The sequence below is a fragment of the Sphingomonas sp. IC081 genome (assembly GCF_006874585.1).
Lineage (GTDB): Bacteria > Pseudomonadota > Alphaproteobacteria > Sphingomonadales > Sphingomonadaceae > Novosphingobium.
In genome coordinates, this window is sequence record NZ_CP029762.1 from 92,552 (window position 1) to 110,233 (window position 17,682).

The window sequence follows — 17,682 nt, forward strand, 5'->3', positions numbered from 1 at the left end:
ATAGCAAAAATGGAAAACCGCGTTGCCGTTCCGCCTCTTGCGGGGCGCGGTGCGGCTGGTGCTTCAGGCGAGGTAGAGGGTGTCGCCCCGCCGCTGCGGCCGCAGTCCGAACAGCGCGCCGATCAGTTCGAGCGACTGTTCCGGCTGGTCGAGCCGGAACCGTCCGCTGAAAGTGAGGCGCCCCAGCTTGGGATCGGCGATCCGCATCGGCACCGGGCTGTAGCGGGCAAGCCGTTCCACCGCGAAGCCGAGCGGCATGGCATCGGCATCGAGCCAGTCGTCCTGCCAGTCCGCCCTGGCGGCGGGATCGAAGCGGCCGCTGGTCACCCGTGCAGCGCCCCCGTTTTCGTCCCCATTGCTCTCGACCAGCGCCCAGCGGTGCGCCGCCACCTCGAGCCTGTCGCGCTGCGGCACCTCGAGCCCGACCCGGCCCGAGAACACCCGCAGCTCGCTGGCCCGGGCCAGCCGGTCGACACTGAAGCTGGTGCCGAGCGCAATCATGGCGGCATGCGGGGTGTGGACCGCGAAGGGACGGGCGGGATCGTGGCGGACGTCGAAGCGGGCCGCGCCCTGTTCGAGCACGACCCGGCGCGCGGCTTGCGAGAAGTCCACCGCCACGCGCGAGGCGGCATCGAGCAGCAGCCCGGATCCGTCCGGCAAGGTCAGCCGGCGCCGCTCGCCGACCTTGCTGGCAAACCGCAGCGGCGCCGGGGCGTCGGGCGCTGCTGCCTCCATGAACCCGTAACCGGCAAGCGGCAGCGCCAGTGCCCCGGCGATACCGGCGGCAAGCGCTTGCCTGCGGGTCAGGGCCGGGCGGGCCGGTACCTGCAGGCGCCTGCGCGGGCGGAGCGCGTGGCCCGTGTCCGGGCGCAAGCCGGGCAGCGGCGGCAACCCGGCCTCGGCACGCGCCTCGCAGGCCTCGATCAGCGCGCTGTCGCCCATCAGGCGGCGCATGCGGGCAAAGGCGCGGGCATGGCTGGCGGATTCTTCGAGCCAGGCGGCCAGTTCGCGGCGCTCGTCGGGGGTGAGGTCGCCGAACCGGTCGGCCCAGTCCGCGGCCAGTTCCAGCGTATCGTTGAGGGGCTTGTCCATTGTCTTGTCAGTCCTCTGCGGCCGTCTCGAGATCGCTCTCGAGCGCCAGCGCAAGGTCGGCCATGGCGCGCACGAGGTGCTTTTTCACGGCTTCGAGGCCGAGCCCCAGTTCCTCGGCGATGTCCTGCCGCGATTGGCCGTCGATGTGGCGCATCCGGAACACGGTGCGCCGCATCGGCGTCAGGCGGGCCAGCGCGGCTTCGAAGCGGGCGAAGCGCTCGCGGTAATCCAGCACCTCGTCGGCGAGCGGCATGTCGCAGACCAGTTCCAGCGGATCGAGTTCGAGCGGATGGGCATCGGCCTGCCGCCCCGTCGGCGATCCGGCCCGGCGGTGCTTGCGAAGGTCCGAGACGATCACCGAATCCGCCACCCGGAAGGCATAGGCGAGCGGCTGCTCGATCGCCTGCCTGCGCTCCTGTTCCATGACCCGCGCCAGGGTTTCCTGCACCACGTCCTCCACACCCTCGGGATCGCGCATGCGCTTGCGGACATAGCTTTTCAGCCGTGTCATTCCCGCCAGCAGGGGGCTGGCGGCATCGCTCATGAACATGTCGGGCATCCCGATACAGGAGCGCCGGACCGGCGGCGCCGTTGGTGTAGAGGTTCGCGGCGGGCAAGCGGGGACATCCCGGTTCCCATCGTCAGAATGTCGAGCGCAGGCCGAGCGCGAAGACCCGCCCGCTGCGCGTGCGCGCGAGCAGGCGGTGGGCGTCGCGGTCGGTGTACTGGGTGATCGGCGCGTCGGTCAGGTTGCGCGCCTCGAGCGAGGCCTGCATGGCGGCGGTGATGCGCAGGTGCGCCGCGAAGTCCAGCGTCATGCCGCCTTCGATCCATTCGCCGATGTTCCCGTTGTTGCCGATGTCGATGCGGTAGGTGCCGCGCCAGGCCGCGGCGAGGCGGGCGTCCCAGCCGCGCCCGGTGTAGTAGAGCGTGGCATTGCCCGACCAGCGCGAGAGATCGATCAGCGGCAGCTGGACGGCCTTTCCGTCGTAGATCACCTCGCTGCTGCCCGAGGCGAACGTGAGGTTGGCCTGCACGCCCAGTCCATCGAACGGGGCGGGCAGGAAATCCAGGTCGCGCTGGATCGCGGCTTCCGCGCCCAGGATCGAGGCGCCCCTGCCGCCAAGTGGGCCGCCCAGTGGGCCGTTGAGCGGGCGCACCACGTTGTAGAGCGCGGTCCCGTCCAGCCCGTCGTAGAGGAAGGCCAGCGGCAGCCCGGTTTCGGAATAGGCCATGACCGTGGTTTCGGAGATGATGAACGAATCCATCCGCTTGTAGAACAGGCCGAGCGAGGCATAGCCGTCGCGCCCCATGTAGCGCTCGATGGAGAGGTCGAACGCGGTGGCCCTGAACGGGCGCAGCGCCGGGTTGCCGGTCTCCACGGTGCCGCCGAACGGGGTGGAATTGACCGAGGCGGCGGCGCGCAGGTCGGCAACGTCGGGCGGGTTGAGGTTGCGGCTGGCGGCAAACCGCAGCCGCAGGTCCTTCGCAAGGTCGAGCCGGGTCTGCAGCGAGGGCAGCCAGGCGCCATGGCGGCTGTGCTGGACCACCGAGACCAGCGTGGTGTCGTCGCTCGCCTCGCCGGCCGAGCGGGTATCCATGCGCAGGTATTGCAGGCCCAGTTCCGCATCGAGCGGCAGCGTGCCCAGCGTGAGGTTGAACCGGGCGAGCGCGAAGGCGGCAAAGGCGTTCTCGCTGACGCGGTAGGCGGTGCCGGGCAGGTTGTCCGCCGCGGTCAGGTCGCGGGACTGGCCGATGCGGGCAAAGGTCGCGTCGAGATCGGCCACGACATAGCGGGCCAGCGAGCGCGCCTCGATCAGGCCCGTCGCGGCGGCTTGGCTGCCGGACCGGTAGTCGGCGGACACGCGCCGCTCGTAGCCGTCGTTGCCGTAATGGCGAAAGCTGGCGCCGACCCTGAGCTCGATGCCCGGGGCGAGGCGGCGGATCACGTCGAGGCGGGCGGTGGCGTTTTCATTGACGATGGCATCCTCGCGCACGTCGGCGCGCATGAGATCCCAGCTTGCGGCATCGGCGAGGTCAAAGGCGTAGCGGTTGCGCGGATGGCGGCCGGTGGCGACATAGGAAAAGGACTGGCCGGTGGATTCGAGGAAGACCTTGTCGAACACCGGTTCCTCGAAGTCGGAGCGCGCATAGCCGGCGCGCGCCTCGATCCGCGTGCTGTCGCCGAGCGGGCGTTGCAGCGCGAAGACCGCCTGGTTGAAGTCGGTGTGGTCTTCGGTGACCTTGCGCTCGCTGCGCATGTCGACCCCGGAAAAGTCCGCCGCGACCATCGTGTCCCCGGCGATCCGCACCGAATTCAGGACTTGCGTGCCATCGACGGTGCCCGCGGTGAGCCCGTTGGTGCCGGCGGCGGCCAGCGAATATTCGCCGCGGTGGTTGGCGAGCCGGGCATGGATCAGGTCGAGCGTCATGTGCAGCCCGCTGTCGTCCTCGCGCTCGAAGGCGGCGACGAGGTTCAGGCGCTCGAAGCGGTTGGTCCAGGTCGAATAGGTCTGCCCGCGCGACATGTAGACGGGATCGCCCGAAGCGCCGGTCAGCCGCGCGCGGTCTGCGGCGTCGACCGCTGCGCCGATGTTGTCTTCGCCGAACGTGACCGGCACCCAGTCCCAGTTGCGGTAGCCGTATTCGGTCACGCGGTTGCGGCTGTAGGAGAGCGCGAGAAGCGCGCCCCAGCTGTCGCTTCGCCGCGACACTTCGGCAGTCACTTGCGGGGTCACGCCGCCTGCATCGCCGGAGCTGCGACCCTGCACTGAAACCAGCGTGACGTTGCCGGGGCGGTCGAAGGGGCGCAGCGTATGCAGGGCGACGGTGCCGCCGATGCCGCCCGCGTCGCGGTCGGCCGACCAGGTCTTGCGCACCTCCACGCCCGAGAACAGCCCGGCATCGAAGACCGAATAGTCGAACTTGCGCTGGCGGCTGGCGGAACCCCGGTTGTCCATGCCGGAAGCGGTCGTCGCCAGCGCCTCGATGCCGTTGAGCGTGGTGCGGGTGAACAGCGGGCCAAGGCCGCGCACGGAAATCTGGCGGCCTTCGCCGTTGTCGCGGCTGATCGCCACCCCCGGCAGGCGCTGGAGCGCGTCGGCGGCATTGTGGTCGGGGAAGGCGGTGATGTCCTCGGCGCGGGTCGCCTCGAGGATGGCGCGGGCGGAGCGCTTCACCGCCATGGCCTGCCGCAGGCTCTCGCGGTAGCCGGTGACGACGATGGGCTGGCCGAAGGGATCGGCAAGGACGAGGGCGAGGGCGAGGGGCTGCGGGGCTGCCTTGCCATCCGGCGGCGGCACGGGGGCGGAAGCAGGAGCGGAAACGGCAACCGGCGCTGCCGGAGTTACGAGATAGCCGCCGGGCACCTGCCGGACCGTCACCGGCAGGCCCTGCGTCACCTGGCGGATGGCCTCGCTCACCGCGAAACGGCCGCGCACGGGGTGGAGGGTCCTGAGGTCGGCGGGCGCCGAGGTGACGATCTGCATGCCCGAGCGGCGCGAGATCTCGGCCAGGGCATCGGCCAGGCGCCCGGCCGGGACATGCAGGCTGACCGTGCCTTCGCGCGGCGTGGCCGCCTCGCGCGCCTGTGCCGCTGCCGGTGGCAGGGCAAGCACGAAGCCGGACAGGATGAGGACGGCCCTGAGCCGGCCGCCTGTCGGAAGCGAAGACACGGAGGATGCGCCCTTTCGCCGGCGCGGCTATCAGGGCTCCATGACAGTGGTGTGACCTCGCTTGCCGGTATGAACGGCGGAAGGACGAAGCGCGCGGCCCGTCCTTCCGCCGCCGCCTCGATCAGAACTCGAAGCGGACGCCGCCCATCACGGTGCGACCCGAACGGGTGTAGACGTAGAGACGCTTGGAGGTGTCCGAATACTGCTTCTCGGCCTGGTTGGTGAGGTTGATGGCATCGAGCGTGAGCTGGATGCGGTCGGTGATCTTGTAGTGCGCCGACATGTCGACATAGACCGTCGCGGCATAGCCCGAGAGATCCTGGTCGACGACCGTCACGCCGTTCACGGTGGTGGTGATCGGCGCTGCCGAATAGACGTAGCTGGAGCGGTAGTTGGCCGAACCGCGCACGTCGAACCTGGCGTCCTGATAGTAGAGCGTGATATTGCCGTTGTACTTGCTCAGGCCTTCAAGCGTCGTCCTGGCGGCGATGTCACCGTAGATCGTCCGGTAATCGTATTGCGACTTCACATAAGTGAAGTTGGCCGCGACCCCGAAGTGATCGAACGGTGCGGGCAGGAAGGTGAAGTCGCTCTGCGCCGCCAGTTCGAGGCCCCACAGGTCGGTCTTGCCGAGGTTGATCGGGCGCGAGTAGCTCGAAACCACGGTATTGGCGGTGAGTCCGTCCATCAGGTCGGTGGAGAGACCCGTCTCGCCGTAAGTCGTGTTGGTGACGGTCTTGGTGCCGATGAAGCCGTCGAGCGTCTTGTAGAACAGCGCGCCGGTGATCGAGCCGTGATTGCCGAGGTAGTATTCGACCGAGAGGTCGAGGTCGGTCGACTTGTAGGGCTTGAGGTTGGGATTGCCCGTCGAGACCGAGACTTCGCCGCCGTCGCCGCTCCTGACGGTGCCGTTGACGGCCAGCGCGCTCAGCGTCGGACGGTTGATGTTCCGGGCCGCGGCGGCGCGCACCACCAGCTTGTCGGTCAGCTCGAAGATCAGGTTGGCCGCCGGCAGGAAGCCCTGGTAGCTCGAGGTGCCGCGAATGGTGTTCAGCGATCCGTCGACCGTGCCCACGCCGACGGAATCGATGCCGGTGTGGTAGAAGCGGCCGCCGATATTGCCTCGGAATGGCACCGAACCCAGCATGTGGTTCCAGTCGTACTGGGCATAGACCGCCCAGGTGCGCTCCTCGACGGCATATTCGCTGCCGCGGTTGGTCAGGTAGTCGCCGCGATCGATGCCGAGCGCGGAAAGCGCCTTGTCGTAGTCGACGATGACCCACGACTGGCCGGAATAGCCGTTGTAGACCTTGGAATAGTCGCCGATGTCGGCACTGACGGCGCCGGACTTGAAGCTGCTGAGCAGCACGTCGTCGGCGGTCAGGGTATAGCCGCTGTTCTTGAAGCGGCGCCATTCACCGCCCAGGCTCAGCTTGTCGTCGGGCGAGAACTGGTATTCGAGGCTGCCGCGCACCGTGTCCATCGCGGTGTCCTGGTAGGACGCCGACATGTCGATCTCGTGGGCGTGGTAGTTGGCGGCGTCGCTGGTGTCCCAGCCGTAGGTGTTCTTGAGGCCGTAAGTGCCGGTGTACTGCGAGATGACGTCGCCGTAGGCCTCGGTATAGAACTTGTCGCTCATCGGCATGTCGTAGCTGGAGCGCTCGATGCCGCCGAGGAAGCGGAACGTCAGCTTGTCGGTCAACCCGGTGTCGCCGCTCAGCACCAGCTGCTTGAAGGTGTTGCTGGTCTTCTGGGTGCGGGTCTCGGTGGACGTCTGGCCGCCCGAGACGTCGAGGTAGGTCACCTCGTTCTCGTCGTTCCAGCCGATCGCGTTGATCCTCGAGGCCGGGTAGGTGACGCCGGCGAAGGTCTGCGCGCCGCCAAGCCAGGTCGAGCCGCCCGACCCGCGCGAGGCGAGGTGGGTCTCGAAACGGTCGGCCTTGAACTTGCCGTAGAGGCCGTCGAGGGTGATGTGGGTGGCCTCGCCGGGGTTCCACTGGATCGAGGAGGTCACGCCCAGGCGGTCCTGCGTCGAATCCCAGACCGACAGGCGGTTGCCGCGTGCGAAGCGCAGCGTGCCCGAGGTGATCTTGTCCTGCTCCTCCTGCGTCAGGCCGGAAATGTCGGAGCCGTTGGCGCCGTTGGTGCGCCAGCGGTAGGTGTCGACACCGGTCTCGCGGGTCTGGCGGTGGCTGTAGGCGGCCGAGACGAGAATGCCGAAATCGCCCCAGTTCTTGGAAACGAGGCCGGTCAGGCGCGGCTGGAAGTCCTTGGTGTAGCTGTTGGTGCCGGCCGAGGCCGACACGGCGATCTTGTCGCCCGCATAGTCGAGCGGGCGTGCGGTGTAGAGGCCTACGGTGCCGGCCAGCCCGCCCTCGGTCTGGTCGGCCGAGTAGGACTTGCGCACGTCGACGTGGTTGAACAGTTCGGCGGCGAAGATGTTGAAGTCGAAGGCGCGGTCGCGCGTGCCCTGGCCGCGGCTGTCCTGCGGGCTGTCGACGTTGCCCAGCACTTCCATGCCGTTGAGCTGGACGCGGGTGAAGTCCGGGCCGAGGCCGCGCAGCGAGATGCGGCGGCCTTCGCCGGCCTCGCGGTTGATGGCGACGCCGGGCAGGCGCTGGAGCGCTTCGGCGAGGTTGAGGTCGGGGAAGGCGGCGATGTCGTCGGCGACGATCGAATCCTGGATGATCGTGGCGTTGCGCTTCGCATCGCGCGCGCCCAGCAGGCTGGCGCGGAACCCGGTGACGACGATCGAGCCGCCGTCCTGCGCCCCGGCTTGCGCCCCGGCTTGCCCCGCGTCTTGCGCCGTGTCCTGCCCCGTGTCCTGCGCTATCGCGGGCTGCGCCGCGCAGGCGAGTGCCGTCGATACCAGCCAGAGGCTGCGCTTATGCCACATTGTCTTACCCCTCATTGCAATTTGTCCGTCCTTGTTCGCGAGCGGAAAAGGTCGTCGCGATCGCAGGTGAAGAGCGCGGCGGGATACTGGCGGGGACACATAAAATTATGAAAGTTCAAAGACTATTTGTGACGTTTTTGTGAATACTGTTGTAGTTGTTTAGTTGTTTCGTCTGATCTGTTCTGTTTTTGAAATTTCCGCCGGTGCTGTTTCAAAATGTTTCCCTAATGCGCGGGGCGAAAAAAATACCGCGGCAGGGTTTGCAATCCCGGACTGGCCGGGCCATGGTCCCTGCTCAGCCCTTGCCTGTGTCCGTCCCGGACATTTTCGGATTATCGACCTGCGGCTGGCGACGGGCCTTGAGCCTGTCTTCGCGCGGTCATTTCCATGCAACTCAAAGGAGCCCCGGTTTGGAGTCCGTTTCGGTCGTGCTTTTTCTGCTGCTGGCGGTTGTCGTCAGCGGTGCGGTGTCGCGGATGTTGCCCTGGTCGGTGCCGACGCCGCTCGTGCAGATCGTGCTGGGCGGCGCGATCGGTCTGTCGACATCCTATAGCGTCTCGCTCGACCCGGAGCTGTTCCTGCTGCTGTTCCTGCCGCCGCTGCTGTTCCTCGACGGCTGGCGCATTCCCAAGGACGAACTGTTCAAGGACGTCTCGACCGTGGTCGAACTGGCGCTGGGGCTGGTGCTGACGACGGTGATCGGCATGGGGCTGTTCATCCACTGGATGATCCCGGCGATGCCGCTGGCGGTGGCCTTCGCGCTCGCCGCGGTGGTCTCGCCGACCGACCCGATCGCGGTTTCCGCCATTGCCGCGCGCGTGCCGATCCCCAAGCGCATGATGCACATCCTCGAAGGGGAATCGCTGCTGAACGACGCATCGGGCCTCGTCTGCCTGCGTTTTGCCGTCGCGGCGGCGCTGACCGGCACGTTTTCGGCGGGCGATGCGGCGCTGAGTTTCCTGTGGGTGGCGGGCGCGGGCCTGGCCATCGGCGTGGCGGTGACGGTGGTGGTCTCGCGCGCCAAGGCCTGGGTGACGCGCGGCTGGGGCGAGGATACCGGCTCGCAGATCCTCGTCAGCCTGCTGATCCCCTTCGGCTCCTACATGCTGGCCGAGCATTTCCATGCCTCGGGCATCCTCGCCGCCGTCGGCGCGGGGGTGACGATGACGTTTGCCGAAATCTCGCGCGAGGCCATGGCGGTCACCCGCATGCGCCGCAATTCGGTGTGGGACACGATCCAGTTCACGCTGAACGGCATCATCTTCGTGCTGCTGGGCGAGCAGCTTCCGGGCATCCTCTATGAAGCGCGGCAGACCGTCGCGGTGACCGGGCACAGCCAGCCGGGCTGGCTGGCGCTATATGTCGTGGCGATCGTGGCGGGTCTTGCGGCGCTGCGTTTCGCCTGGGTGTGGCTCTCGTTCAAGTTCACGATCCTGCGTCGGCGCCAGACCGGATCGCTTCCCGATTCCGCGCTGCGCAGCCCCAACTGGCGGCTGGTCGCGGCGATGTCGTTCGCGGGCGTGCGCGGCGCCATCACGCTGGCCGGTGTGCTGACGCTGCCGCTGGCGCTCGGCGACGGCACGCCGTTCCCGGCGCGCGATCTGGCGATCTTCCTGGCGGCGGGGGTGATCATCGTTTCGCTGATCCTCGCCAGCATCGCCTTGCCGGTGCTGCTCAAGGGGCTGACGATGCCCGGCGAGCCCTCGAAGCAGGCCGAGGAAGATGCCGCCCGCGTGGCGACGGCGGAAGCGGCGATCCGCGCGATCGAGCGCCACCAGCACCGGCTCGCCGAAGAGCGCGGCGATGCCGACCGTTTCGCGGCGGCCGGCGGCCGGGTGATGGATCTCTACCGCGAACGCATCGAGGGGCTGAGCGAGGACGAGCGCGATGCCGTGCGGGCGCAGGAAAAGCTGTTCCGCGAATTCCGCCTGGTCGGCGTCAAGGCCGAGCGGGCGAGGCTGGCGGACCTCATCCGCAGCCGCCAGGTCGGCAGCGCGACGATCCGCAAGCTGACGCGCGAACTCGATCTTTCCGAGGCGCGTCTCAGGGGTTAGCCGTTTCCTGGACGGGGTTCGACGGGGCCGGATTTCACAAATCGTGAAATCCGGCTTTGCGATTTGTCGATGGTGACCGCGTCCAAAAGCCGCCATTTAGCATGCCATATCCTCGCAAATCGCCGAATCCCGGTTTTCGGGCGGAGCGGTAACAAGGAAATGGATTGATGACGGCTTTGACTGAAACGCGCTATGTCTATCGCTTTGGTGGCGGTGTCGACGACGGCGGCAAGGGCGACAAGAACCTGCTGGGCGGCAAGGGCGCCAACCTCGACGGCATGGCCGCGATCGGTCTGCCGGTTCCCCCGGGTTTCACCATCACCACCCAGATGTGCACGCGCTACTATCAGGACGGCGGCGTCTATCCCGAAAGCGTGAAGGCCGAAGTGGCCCAGGGTCTGGCCCATATCGAGCAGGTGACCGGCAAGCAGTTCGGCAACACCGCCGATCCGCTGCTGGTCTCGGTCCGCTCGGGCGCGCGCATCTCGATGCCGGGCATGATGGATACCGTGCTCAACCTCGGCCTCAACGACGAGACGGTCGAAGGCCTCGCGGCGACGTCGGGTGACGAGCGTTTCGCCTGGGACAGCTATCGCCGCTTCATCCAGATGTATTCCGACGTCGTGCTCGAACTCGATCACGGTGCCTTCGAGGAAGCGCTGGACATCGCCAAGGAAGATCGCGGCTACGAGCTCGATACCGAGATGACCGCGGCCGACTGGAAGCTGCTGGTCGCCGAGTACAAGGGCATCGTCGCCAAGCTCTGGAACAAGCCGTTCCCGCAGGACGTGCACGACCAGCTCTGGGGCGCGATCGGCGCCGTGTTCGGGTCCTGGCAGTCGGACCGCGCCAAGGTCTATCGCCGCCTCAATGCGATCCCCGGCGAATGGGGCACGGCGGTCAACGTCCAGGCGATGGTCTTCGGCAACATGGGCGAGACCTCGGCCACCGGCGTTGCCTTCACGCGTGACCCGGCGACCGGCGAGAACGCCTACTACGGCGAATACCTCATCAACGCGCAGGGTGAGGACGTCGTGGCCGGCATCCGCACCCCGCAGTACCTGACCCGGGCCGCCCGCGAGCGCGCCGGGGCCAAGCCGCTGTCGATGGAAGAGGCGATGCCGCAGACGTACGCGGAACTCGCCGGTGTCTTCGAGATCCTCGAAAAGCACTACCGCGACATGCAGGACATCGAGTTCACGGTGCAGCAGGGCAAGCTCTGGATGCTCCAGACCCGCTCGGGCAAGCGCACCGCCAAGGCGGCGCTGAAGATCGCCGTCGACATGGCGCGCGAAGGGCTGATCAGCGAGGAAGAGGCGGTCGCCCGCGTCGATCCCGCCGCGCTCGACCAGCTCCTCCACCCCACGCTCGATCCCAAGGCGCCGCGCGACGTGCTGACCAAGGGCCTGCCCGCCTCGCCGGGCGCCGCTTCGGGGGCGATCGTGCTCGATGCCGATACCGCCGAGAAGCTGGCCGAGCAGGGCAAGGCGGTGATCCTCGTGCGGGTCGAGACCAGCCCTGAGGACATCCACGGCATGCATGCGGCCCGCGGCATCCTCACCGCGCGCGGCGGCATGACCAGCCACGCCGCGGTGGTGGCGCGCGGCATGGGCCGTCCCTGCGTCTCGGGCGCGGGCAGCCTCTCGATCGACGGCACCGCGCGCACCGTGCGCATGGAAGGCCGGGTGCTCAAGGAAGGCGACATCGTCACCATCGACGGTTCGACCGGCGAGATCATGGCCAACGAAGTGGCGACCGTGCAGCCCGAGCTGGCGGGTGATTTCGGCACGCTGATGGAATGGGCCGACAAGGTGCGCCGCCTGCGCATCCGCGCCAACGCGGAAACCCCGCAGGACTGCCGCACCGCGCGCGACTTCGGCGCCGAGGGCGTGGGCCTGTGCCGTACCGAGCACATGTTCTTCGACGCCGCCCGCATCACCGCCGTGCGCGAGATGATCCTGGCCGAGGACGAGGCCGGCCGCCGCGCCGCGCTGGACCGCCTGCTGCCCGAACAGCGCGACGATTTTGCCGAGATCTTCATGGTCATGGCGGGCCTGCCGGTCACCATCCGCCTGCTCGATCCGCCGCTCCACGAATTCCTGCCCCATGCCGACGCCGACTTCGAGGACGTGGCCCGCGCGGCCGGGGTGGCGGTGGACACGCTCAAGCGCCGGGCGGCCGAACTGCATGAATTCAACCCGATGCTCGGCCATCGCGGCTGCCGCCTCGGCGTGACTTATCCCGAAATCTACGAGATGCAGGCCCGCGCGATCTTCGAGGCGGCGCTGATCGTCAAGGAGCGCACCGGCGAGGCGCCGATCCCCGAAGTGATGATCCCGCTGGTCGCCACGGCCCGGGAACTGGAGCTGATGAAGGCGATCGTCGACCGCGTCGCCACCGAAGTCTTCGCCGAGCGCGGCGCCTCGGTCGACTATCTGGTCGGCACGATGATCGAACTGCCGCGCGCCGCGCTCAAGGCGGGCGAGATCGCCGAGATCGGGGAATTCTTCTCGTTCGGCACCAATGACCTGACCCAGACCACCATCGGCATCAGCCGCGACGATGCCGGGCGTTTCCTGACCCAGTACGTCGACAAGGGCATCTTCGAGCGCGATCCTTTCGTCAGCATCGACGTCGACGGCGTCGGCGAACTGATCGAGCTGGCGGCCGAGCGCGGCCGCAAGACCCGCCCGGGGATCAAGCTGGGCATCTGCGGCGAACATGGCGGCGATCCGGCCTCGATCGCGTTCTGCGAGAAGATCGGCCTCGATTACGTCTCCGCCTCGCCCTACCGCGTGCCGATCGCGCGTCTGGCGGCCGCGCAGGCGGCGCTCGCGGGCCAGTAAGCCCGCGCGGCGCCTGAGCGTTCCAGGCTGCGTTGCGCTTGCCTCATCGCAGTCTGGTATAAGGCCAACCGAGGTAAACCGTGTCGGGGAGGAGGAGCGACCCGACCGGGAATGCGGACCGCATGCGCCAGCGTGCGGTCCGCATTTGCTTTCCGGGTGCCACAGGCCGCTGGTGCCGCCCTCACAATGCCCGTTCGGGCATTTTGAAACAGCCCGTCAGGCCTTGGCCGCCGCAAAACCGGCAAGGCGCAGGGCGCCGTCGAGGGAATCGCCCAGCGGTGCGCTCAGGCGTTCGACCGTGCGGGCGCGCAGCCAGGGCTGCATGCGCGGGGCGAGGCCGCCGACCAGCGAGCAGCGGGCGGCGCCGCGCTCGAAGATCGTCTCGATGAAACGCTCGATGTGCCCGGCGGCATTCTCGACGATGGAACGGGCGATGGCGTCGTCCGCCTCGGCATAGCTCATCACCAGCGGCGCGAAAGTGCCGTAGTCGCGCGGGGTGGCGTGGTCCATCCAGGCGATGGCCTGGGCGGTGTCGTGTCCGAAACGCTCGGTCACGGCGGCGCTGAGCGGGGTCTTGCGGGTGCGCCCGTCGAGCGCGCGCAAGGCGTGGCGCATCGCCGACAGCCCTAGCGCGGCGCCGCTGCCCTCGTCCGAGATGGGGAAGCCGTAGCCGCCGATGGTGAAATCGCGGCCCTCGACGCGCAGCTGGGCGGCGCTGCCGGTGCCGATGATGAGGATCGCGCCGTCCTCGCCGCCATGGGCGCCGAGGTTGGCGATCTGCGCGTCGGTGGCGTAAGCGGCCGAGGCGAAACCGAAATCGAGCTCTGCCAGCGCCTCGCGCACGCCGGGGCGGGTGATCCCGGCGATGCCCATGCCGGCGTGGATGGTGGCGCGCTGGGCCGGGGTCAGGCCCGCCTCGGCGACCGCCTGATCCGCGGTCTCCCGCAAGGTGTCATAGAGCGCCTCGATGCCGATGCGCGCGTTGGCGGTGCCGGACTTGCCCTCGCCGATCGCGCGGCCCTGGGCATCGACCAGCCGGGCGCGGCAATTGCTGCCGCCTGCATCGATGCCGAGGTAGTAGGTCATGGGTGTTCTCCGTGGGGCCCCGCGCAGGCATGGTCGTTCCAGTCGCGGCCACGGGGGGTATGGCCGATACCGGGATTGAGCTGGTTGCGCGGATCGATCTCGCGGTAGAACCGCGCCAGCTCGGGCCGGGCAACGTAGAGGTGGCCGACGTTGTGCTCGGCCGGATACTGGGCGCCGCGCGCGTCGAGCAGGGCCCAGAGCGCGTGTTCGAAGGCGAGCGGATCGGTGCCCTTCGTGACGATGTAGTCCTGGTGGAACACCTGGCAGAAGAAGTGCCCGTAATAGAGCGTGTGGACCGTGCGGGCGGCAAGCTCCGCGGGCAGCTGCTCCACCCAGTCGCGGGTATTGCGCGGCAGCGCGACGTCGAGGGCGACGATGTCTTCCACCGTGTCGCGGTGGACGGCGCGGTAGCGCACGGCGGCACCCGCCGCGACGAAGCGGTGGAGGAAGGCCTTGGCGGCCTCCTGCGCGGTGCATTCGAAATGGTCGGCCTCGCCGCCGCCGGGGAACAACTCGCCGAGCAGTGCGCGGGCGGCATCGACCTGCTCGCGCGGGACTTTCAGGATCAGGTGATGGTCGAAGCGGGCGCGGTATTCGCGCATGCGCGGCGGCAGATGATCGGGGATGAAGCGGCTCGACCATTGCATCAGGCGGTCGGACAGGCCGCCTCCGAACAGGCTGCCGAACAGCCCGTCGAAGCGCGATTTGGCGGCAAACAGCGCGGGCAGCCGGTCGGTGCCGAGCCGCTCGATCGCGAAGAACATGTCGCGCCCATAGCGGTCGGCGACGTCGAAGGCCTCGGCGTGCATGTATTCGCCGGCGATCGGCAGGGTGTCGAAATCGCGCAGCATCGTGCGGCGCAGCGCCGTCAGCCGGTCGGGCCGGCTGGTGCCGATGTAGAAGGTGCTGGTCTCCTCCTCGCGCGCGAAGGTGTCGAGGCGGACGGCAAAGACGATCAGCTTGCCCGCGCTTCCGGCGGCTTCGAACAGGCAGCGCGGGTCGGCGTTGAAGCGGGCGGGCACGTCGCTGTCGATGTCGCGCACGTGGGCCGCATAGCTGTGGTCGTGCGCCCACTTGTCACCGGCGGGGTCGATGTCGGCTTCGGTGAACTGGCCGCCGTCGAGCCGGGCGAGCATGGCCTCGGGCGCGTCACCCAGCGCGATGCCGAGGTGGTTGACGAGGCGCAGGCTGCCGTCCGGCTGGACCTGCGCGTAAAGCGCCAGCTGGGTATAGGCGGGCCCGCGCCGGATCAGCGAGCCGCCCGAATTGTTGCAGACCCCGCCCACCACCGAGGCGCCGAGGCAGGAGGAGCCGATCACCGAATGCGGCTCGCGCCCATAAGGGCGCAGCGCCGCTTCCAGCGCGTAGAGCGTGGTGCCGGGCAGGCAGAGCACCTGCTCGCCGCCGCGAATGACTTTCAGCGCCGAGAGCCGCGTCGTGCTGATGATGACGAGGCCGCCGGGATAGTCGTCGCCATCGGGTGTCGAGCCGCCGGTGAGGCCGGTGTTCGAGGCCTGCATGATGATCGAGACGTCCGCCGCCACGCAGGCCTGCACCGCCCGCCACAGTTCCACCAGGCTGCCCGGGCGCACCACCGCGATCGCCGGGCCCTCGCCGGTGCGATAGCCCTTGCGGAACCGCGCCGTCGCCCGCGCCGAGGTCAGCACGTGGCGCCCGCCGACCGCGCCGCGCAGTTCGCCCAGCAGCTTGCGGTCTCGTGTCGTGGCGCTTGTCGTCATCGCGTGTTTCCCGCTTACTGGGTCTGGACCTCGTCGTCGGTCATCAGGTCATCGCCGTCCAGCCAGCGCAGGATCTCGCGCGCGGCGGGGTGATCGATGTCCCGATACCGTGCGCGCAGGCGGTCCGCCCGTGCGCCGAGGCGCTCGTAGCCGACGTCCTGCAGCGCCGGAAGGTCCTGCCGCAGCCGCTGCGTGAATTCCGCGCCGAGCAGCGTGCGCGCGGCGGCATCGAACGCGGCGCCATAGGCATAGCGCTCCCCTTTCGCGTAGAGCATCGGCAGCGTCAGCGCCGGAATGCAGCCGAGGTGCGCCTGGATCGCCGGGTTGACCGCATGGCCGCTGATGTGTTCGGCAATCGCCGCCGGACGGCCGGTAAAGGCGCGCAGGTGCAGGAAGCGCGACATCCGCGCCCCGTCGTTGACCGGCCAGTTGTCCCACAGGCAGACCTTGCGGCCGAGCTCGCCCGCCACGCGTTCGAGGTGCGCCGGGCCGATTTCCTTCGCGCAGACTTCCTCGCCGGTCCAGTAGACCTGCACGGCGCTGTCGAGCAGCCGCCCGAGCGTGCCGAGATAGTCCGCCGGACGGTCCGCGAAGACCAGGTCGAGCACCGGATCGTCGGAATAATAAGTCGGGCAGGTATAGACCCGCGTGGCCTTGGTCAGCCCGGCGCAGAAGTTGACGACATCGGCCTGCCGCTCGGCCAGCTGCGGCATGTCGCCGCGCAGATCGTCGAACAGCACCGCCAGGTCGTCGATGCCGATGGCGTCGAGGTCGGCGATGCGGCGGGCAAGGTCGGCCCGCGCGGCATCGTCGAAGGGATGGGTGGAGCCGACCGGGGTGATCGCCATGCCGAAACGCATGCCCGCCGCGCGGCATTCGGCGGAAAGCCGGGCGAGCGCCTCGCTCTGGGCGAGGTCATGCGCCTTGCGCCATTCGCGCCGCAGTGAACGGTCGGCCTTGGGGCCATAGTGGTAGAAACCGTAGCCGGCCCCGGCCAGCGTGCGCACCACGTGGCTGCGCTCGGCCGCGTCCCAGATCCGCCCGAAGCGGCCCTCGATCAGCCCGAGCGGCGGGGTCACGCGTCTTCTCCCAGATCCTCGCGCGCGCCGCCGATCCAGGTGGCGCGCACGCGGCGCGCCTCATCCAGCAGCACGAGGTCGGCGCGCAGGCCCGGCGCGATGGTGCCGGTCTCGTGCTCCAGCCGCAGGAACCGCGCAGGGTTGCCGCTGGCCATGCGCGAGGCGGTGACGATGTCGCAGTAGAGCATGTCCATCGTGTTGCGCAGCGCCTCGGCCATCGTCAGCGCCGATCCCGCCAGGGTGCCGTCGGGGCCGGTGCACTTGCCGTTCGCCACGGTGATCTCGGTGCCCATCAGCGTGAAGGTGCCGCGCGTGCCGCCCACCGGCGGCATCGCGTCGGTCACCAGCATGATGCCCTCGGTGCCGCGCGCCTTGATGGCAACCCGCATGGCGGCGGGGTGGACGTGGAAGCCGTCGACGATCAGCCCGCAGTAGCTGGCGCGGTCTTCCAGCGCCGCGCCGACCATGCCGGGATCGCGGCTGACGAACTGGGTCATCGCGTTGAACAGGTGGGTAAACCCGGCCAGCCCTTCGGCCAGCGCGGCGTGGCTCTGCTGGTAATCGGCCATGCTGTGGCCCGCGCAGACAAGAATGCCCGCCTTGCTCAGCGCGCGCACCGATCCCGCCGGTGCCAGTTCGGGCGCCAGCGTCACCACCCGGCGGCCCAGCGTCGGCGCGGCGAGCCGGGCGATCACCTCGGCATCGACCGGCGCGAAGCGGGTCTGGTCGTGGATGCCCTTCTTGGCGGGGTTGAGGTGCGGGCCTTCGATATGGACGCCGAGCACGCCCGGCACGCCTTCGGCCAGCGCTGCCTCGCCGGCCGCGATCGCCACGTCCACCGCCTCGGCATAGTCGCTGATCAGCGTGGGCAGCAGGCCGGTGGTGCCATAGCGGCGATGGGCGCGGGCGATGGCGCGGATGCCCTCCACCGTCGGGCTGTCGTTGAGCAGCACGTCGCCGCCGCCGTTGACCTGCACGTCGATGAAGCCGGGCAGCAGCCAGCCGCCGTCGATCTGCTCGACACGGCAATCCTCGGGCAGGGTATCGCGCGGTGCGAGGCCGAGGATGCGATCGCCCGCAAGGAGCAGCGCCTGATCCTCGACCACGCGGTCGGCCAGCACGATGCGGGCGCCGACAAGCGCGGTAAGGGGGCGAGCCGCCTCGGGCATTGCGGGAGTCGTTGCGGGGTTCATGGCGGGGTTCATGGCCGACAGGC

Annotated in this window: 10 protein-coding genes; 2 read left to right on the forward strand and 8 right to left on the reverse strand. The window is 68.8% G+C overall.

The annotated features are described in order from the left end of the window. Positions 1 to 63 precede the first annotated feature (63 nt). The 4 genes from DM450_RS18900 to DM450_RS18915 all read right to left on the reverse strand — a co-directional run bounded on the left by DM450_RS18900 (position 64) and on the right by DM450_RS18915 (position 7,662). Positions 64 to 1,092: a FecR family protein gene (locus tag DM450_RS18900; protein WP_142638217.1), complete on the reverse strand. Its 1,029-nt coding sequence runs from the start codon at positions 1,090 to 1,092 to the stop codon at positions 64 to 66. 7 nt (positions 1,093 to 1,099) lie between these two features. Beyond that, complete coding sequence (locus DM450_RS18905; RefSeq protein ID WP_260610558.1) at positions 1,100 to 1,642, reverse strand: RNA polymerase sigma factor; 543 nt, start codon at positions 1,640 to 1,642, stop codon at positions 1,100 to 1,102. A 91-nt stretch (positions 1,643 to 1,733) separates the two neighbouring features. Continuing rightward, on the reverse strand, positions 1,734 to 4,766 hold the full coding sequence (locus DM450_RS18910) for a TonB-dependent receptor (RefSeq protein ID WP_142638219.1): 3,033 nt from the start codon (positions 4,764 to 4,766) through the stop codon (positions 1,734 to 1,736). A 121-nt stretch (positions 4,767 to 4,887) separates the two neighbouring features. After that, a complete protein-coding gene (locus DM450_RS18915; protein WP_142638221.1) occupies positions 4,888 to 7,662 on the reverse strand; it encodes a TonB-dependent receptor in 2,775 nt (924 codons plus the stop codon). A gap of 410 nt (positions 7,663 to 8,072) precedes the next feature. Here DM450_RS18915 and DM450_RS18920 point away from each other — a divergent pair, with 410 nt between their 5' ends. Both DM450_RS18920 and ppdK read left to right on the forward strand, forming a co-directional pair. Continuing rightward, a complete protein-coding gene (locus tag DM450_RS18920) occupies positions 8,073 to 9,716 on the forward strand; it encodes a Na+/H+ antiporter (protein WP_185928823.1) in 1,644 nt (547 codons plus the stop codon). Between the two features lie 167 nt (positions 9,717 to 9,883). Continuing rightward, complete coding sequence (gene ppdK / locus DM450_RS18925) at positions 9,884 to 12,562, forward strand: pyruvate, phosphate dikinase (RefSeq protein ID WP_142638225.1); 2,679 nt, start codon at positions 9,884 to 9,886, stop codon at positions 12,560 to 12,562. Positions 12,563 to 12,778: 216 nt separating this feature from the next. Here the strand turns inward: ppdK and DM450_RS18930 are convergent, their stop codons facing one another. The 4 genes from DM450_RS18930 to nagA are packed head-to-tail and all read right to left on the reverse strand — an operon-like array spanning position 12,779 to position 17,659. Then, positions 12,779 to 13,648, reverse strand: coding sequence for a BadF/BadG/BcrA/BcrD ATPase family protein (locus DM450_RS18930; protein ID WP_142638227.1), 870 nt, complete (start codon positions 13,646 to 13,648; stop codon positions 12,779 to 12,781). Continuing rightward, on the reverse strand, positions 13,645 to 15,387 hold the full coding sequence (dld, locus tag DM450_RS18935; protein ID WP_142638229.1) for a D-lactate dehydrogenase: 1,743 nt from the start codon (positions 15,385 to 15,387) through the stop codon (positions 13,645 to 13,647). Before dld ends, DM450_RS18930 begins: the two co-directional genes overlap by 4 nt. Before the next feature lie 14 nt (positions 15,388 to 15,401). Continuing rightward, the gene (locus DM450_RS18940; RefSeq protein ID WP_142638231.1) at positions 15,402 to 16,466 is read right to left on the reverse strand and encodes a beta-N-acetylglucosaminidase domain-containing protein; all 1,065 of its coding nucleotides are present in this window, start codon (positions 16,464 to 16,466) and stop codon (positions 15,402 to 15,404) included. Next, entirely contained in the window at positions 16,463 to 17,659 is a 1,197-nt protein-coding gene (nagA, locus tag DM450_RS18945; protein WP_260610559.1) for an N-acetylglucosamine-6-phosphate deacetylase, read from the reverse strand. The genes DM450_RS18940 and nagA overlap by 4 nt, the downstream gene beginning before the upstream one ends. Between the last annotated feature and the right edge of the window lie 23 nt (positions 17,660 to 17,682).

Bases quoted from the DNA above. Each gene is read 5' to 3' on its own strand.
- dld (WP_142638229.1), bottom strand. From the start codon at position 15,387: ATGACGACAAGCGCCACGACACGAGACCGCAAGCTGCTGGGCGAACTG.
- DM450_RS18930 (WP_142638227.1), bottom strand. From the start codon at position 13,648: ATGACCTACTACCTCGGCATCGATGCAGGCGGCAGCAATTGCCGCGCC.
- nagA (WP_260610559.1), bottom strand. From the start codon at position 17,659: ATGAACCCCGCAACGACTCCCGCAATGCCCGAGGCGGCTCGCCCCCTT.
- DM450_RS18915 (WP_142638221.1), bottom strand. From the start codon at position 7,662: ATGTGGCATAAGCGCAGCCTCTGGCTGGTATCGACGGCACTCGCCTGC.
- DM450_RS18900 (WP_142638217.1), bottom strand. From the start codon at position 1,092: ATGGACAAGCCCCTCAACGATACGCTGGAACTGGCCGCGGACTGGGCC.
- ppdK (WP_142638225.1), top strand. From the start codon at position 9,884: ATGACGGCTTTGACTGAAACGCGCTATGTCTATCGCTTTGGTGGCGGT.
- DM450_RS18905 (WP_260610558.1), bottom strand. From the start codon at position 1,642: ATGTTCATGAGCGATGCCGCCAGCCCCCTGCTGGCGGGAATGACACGG.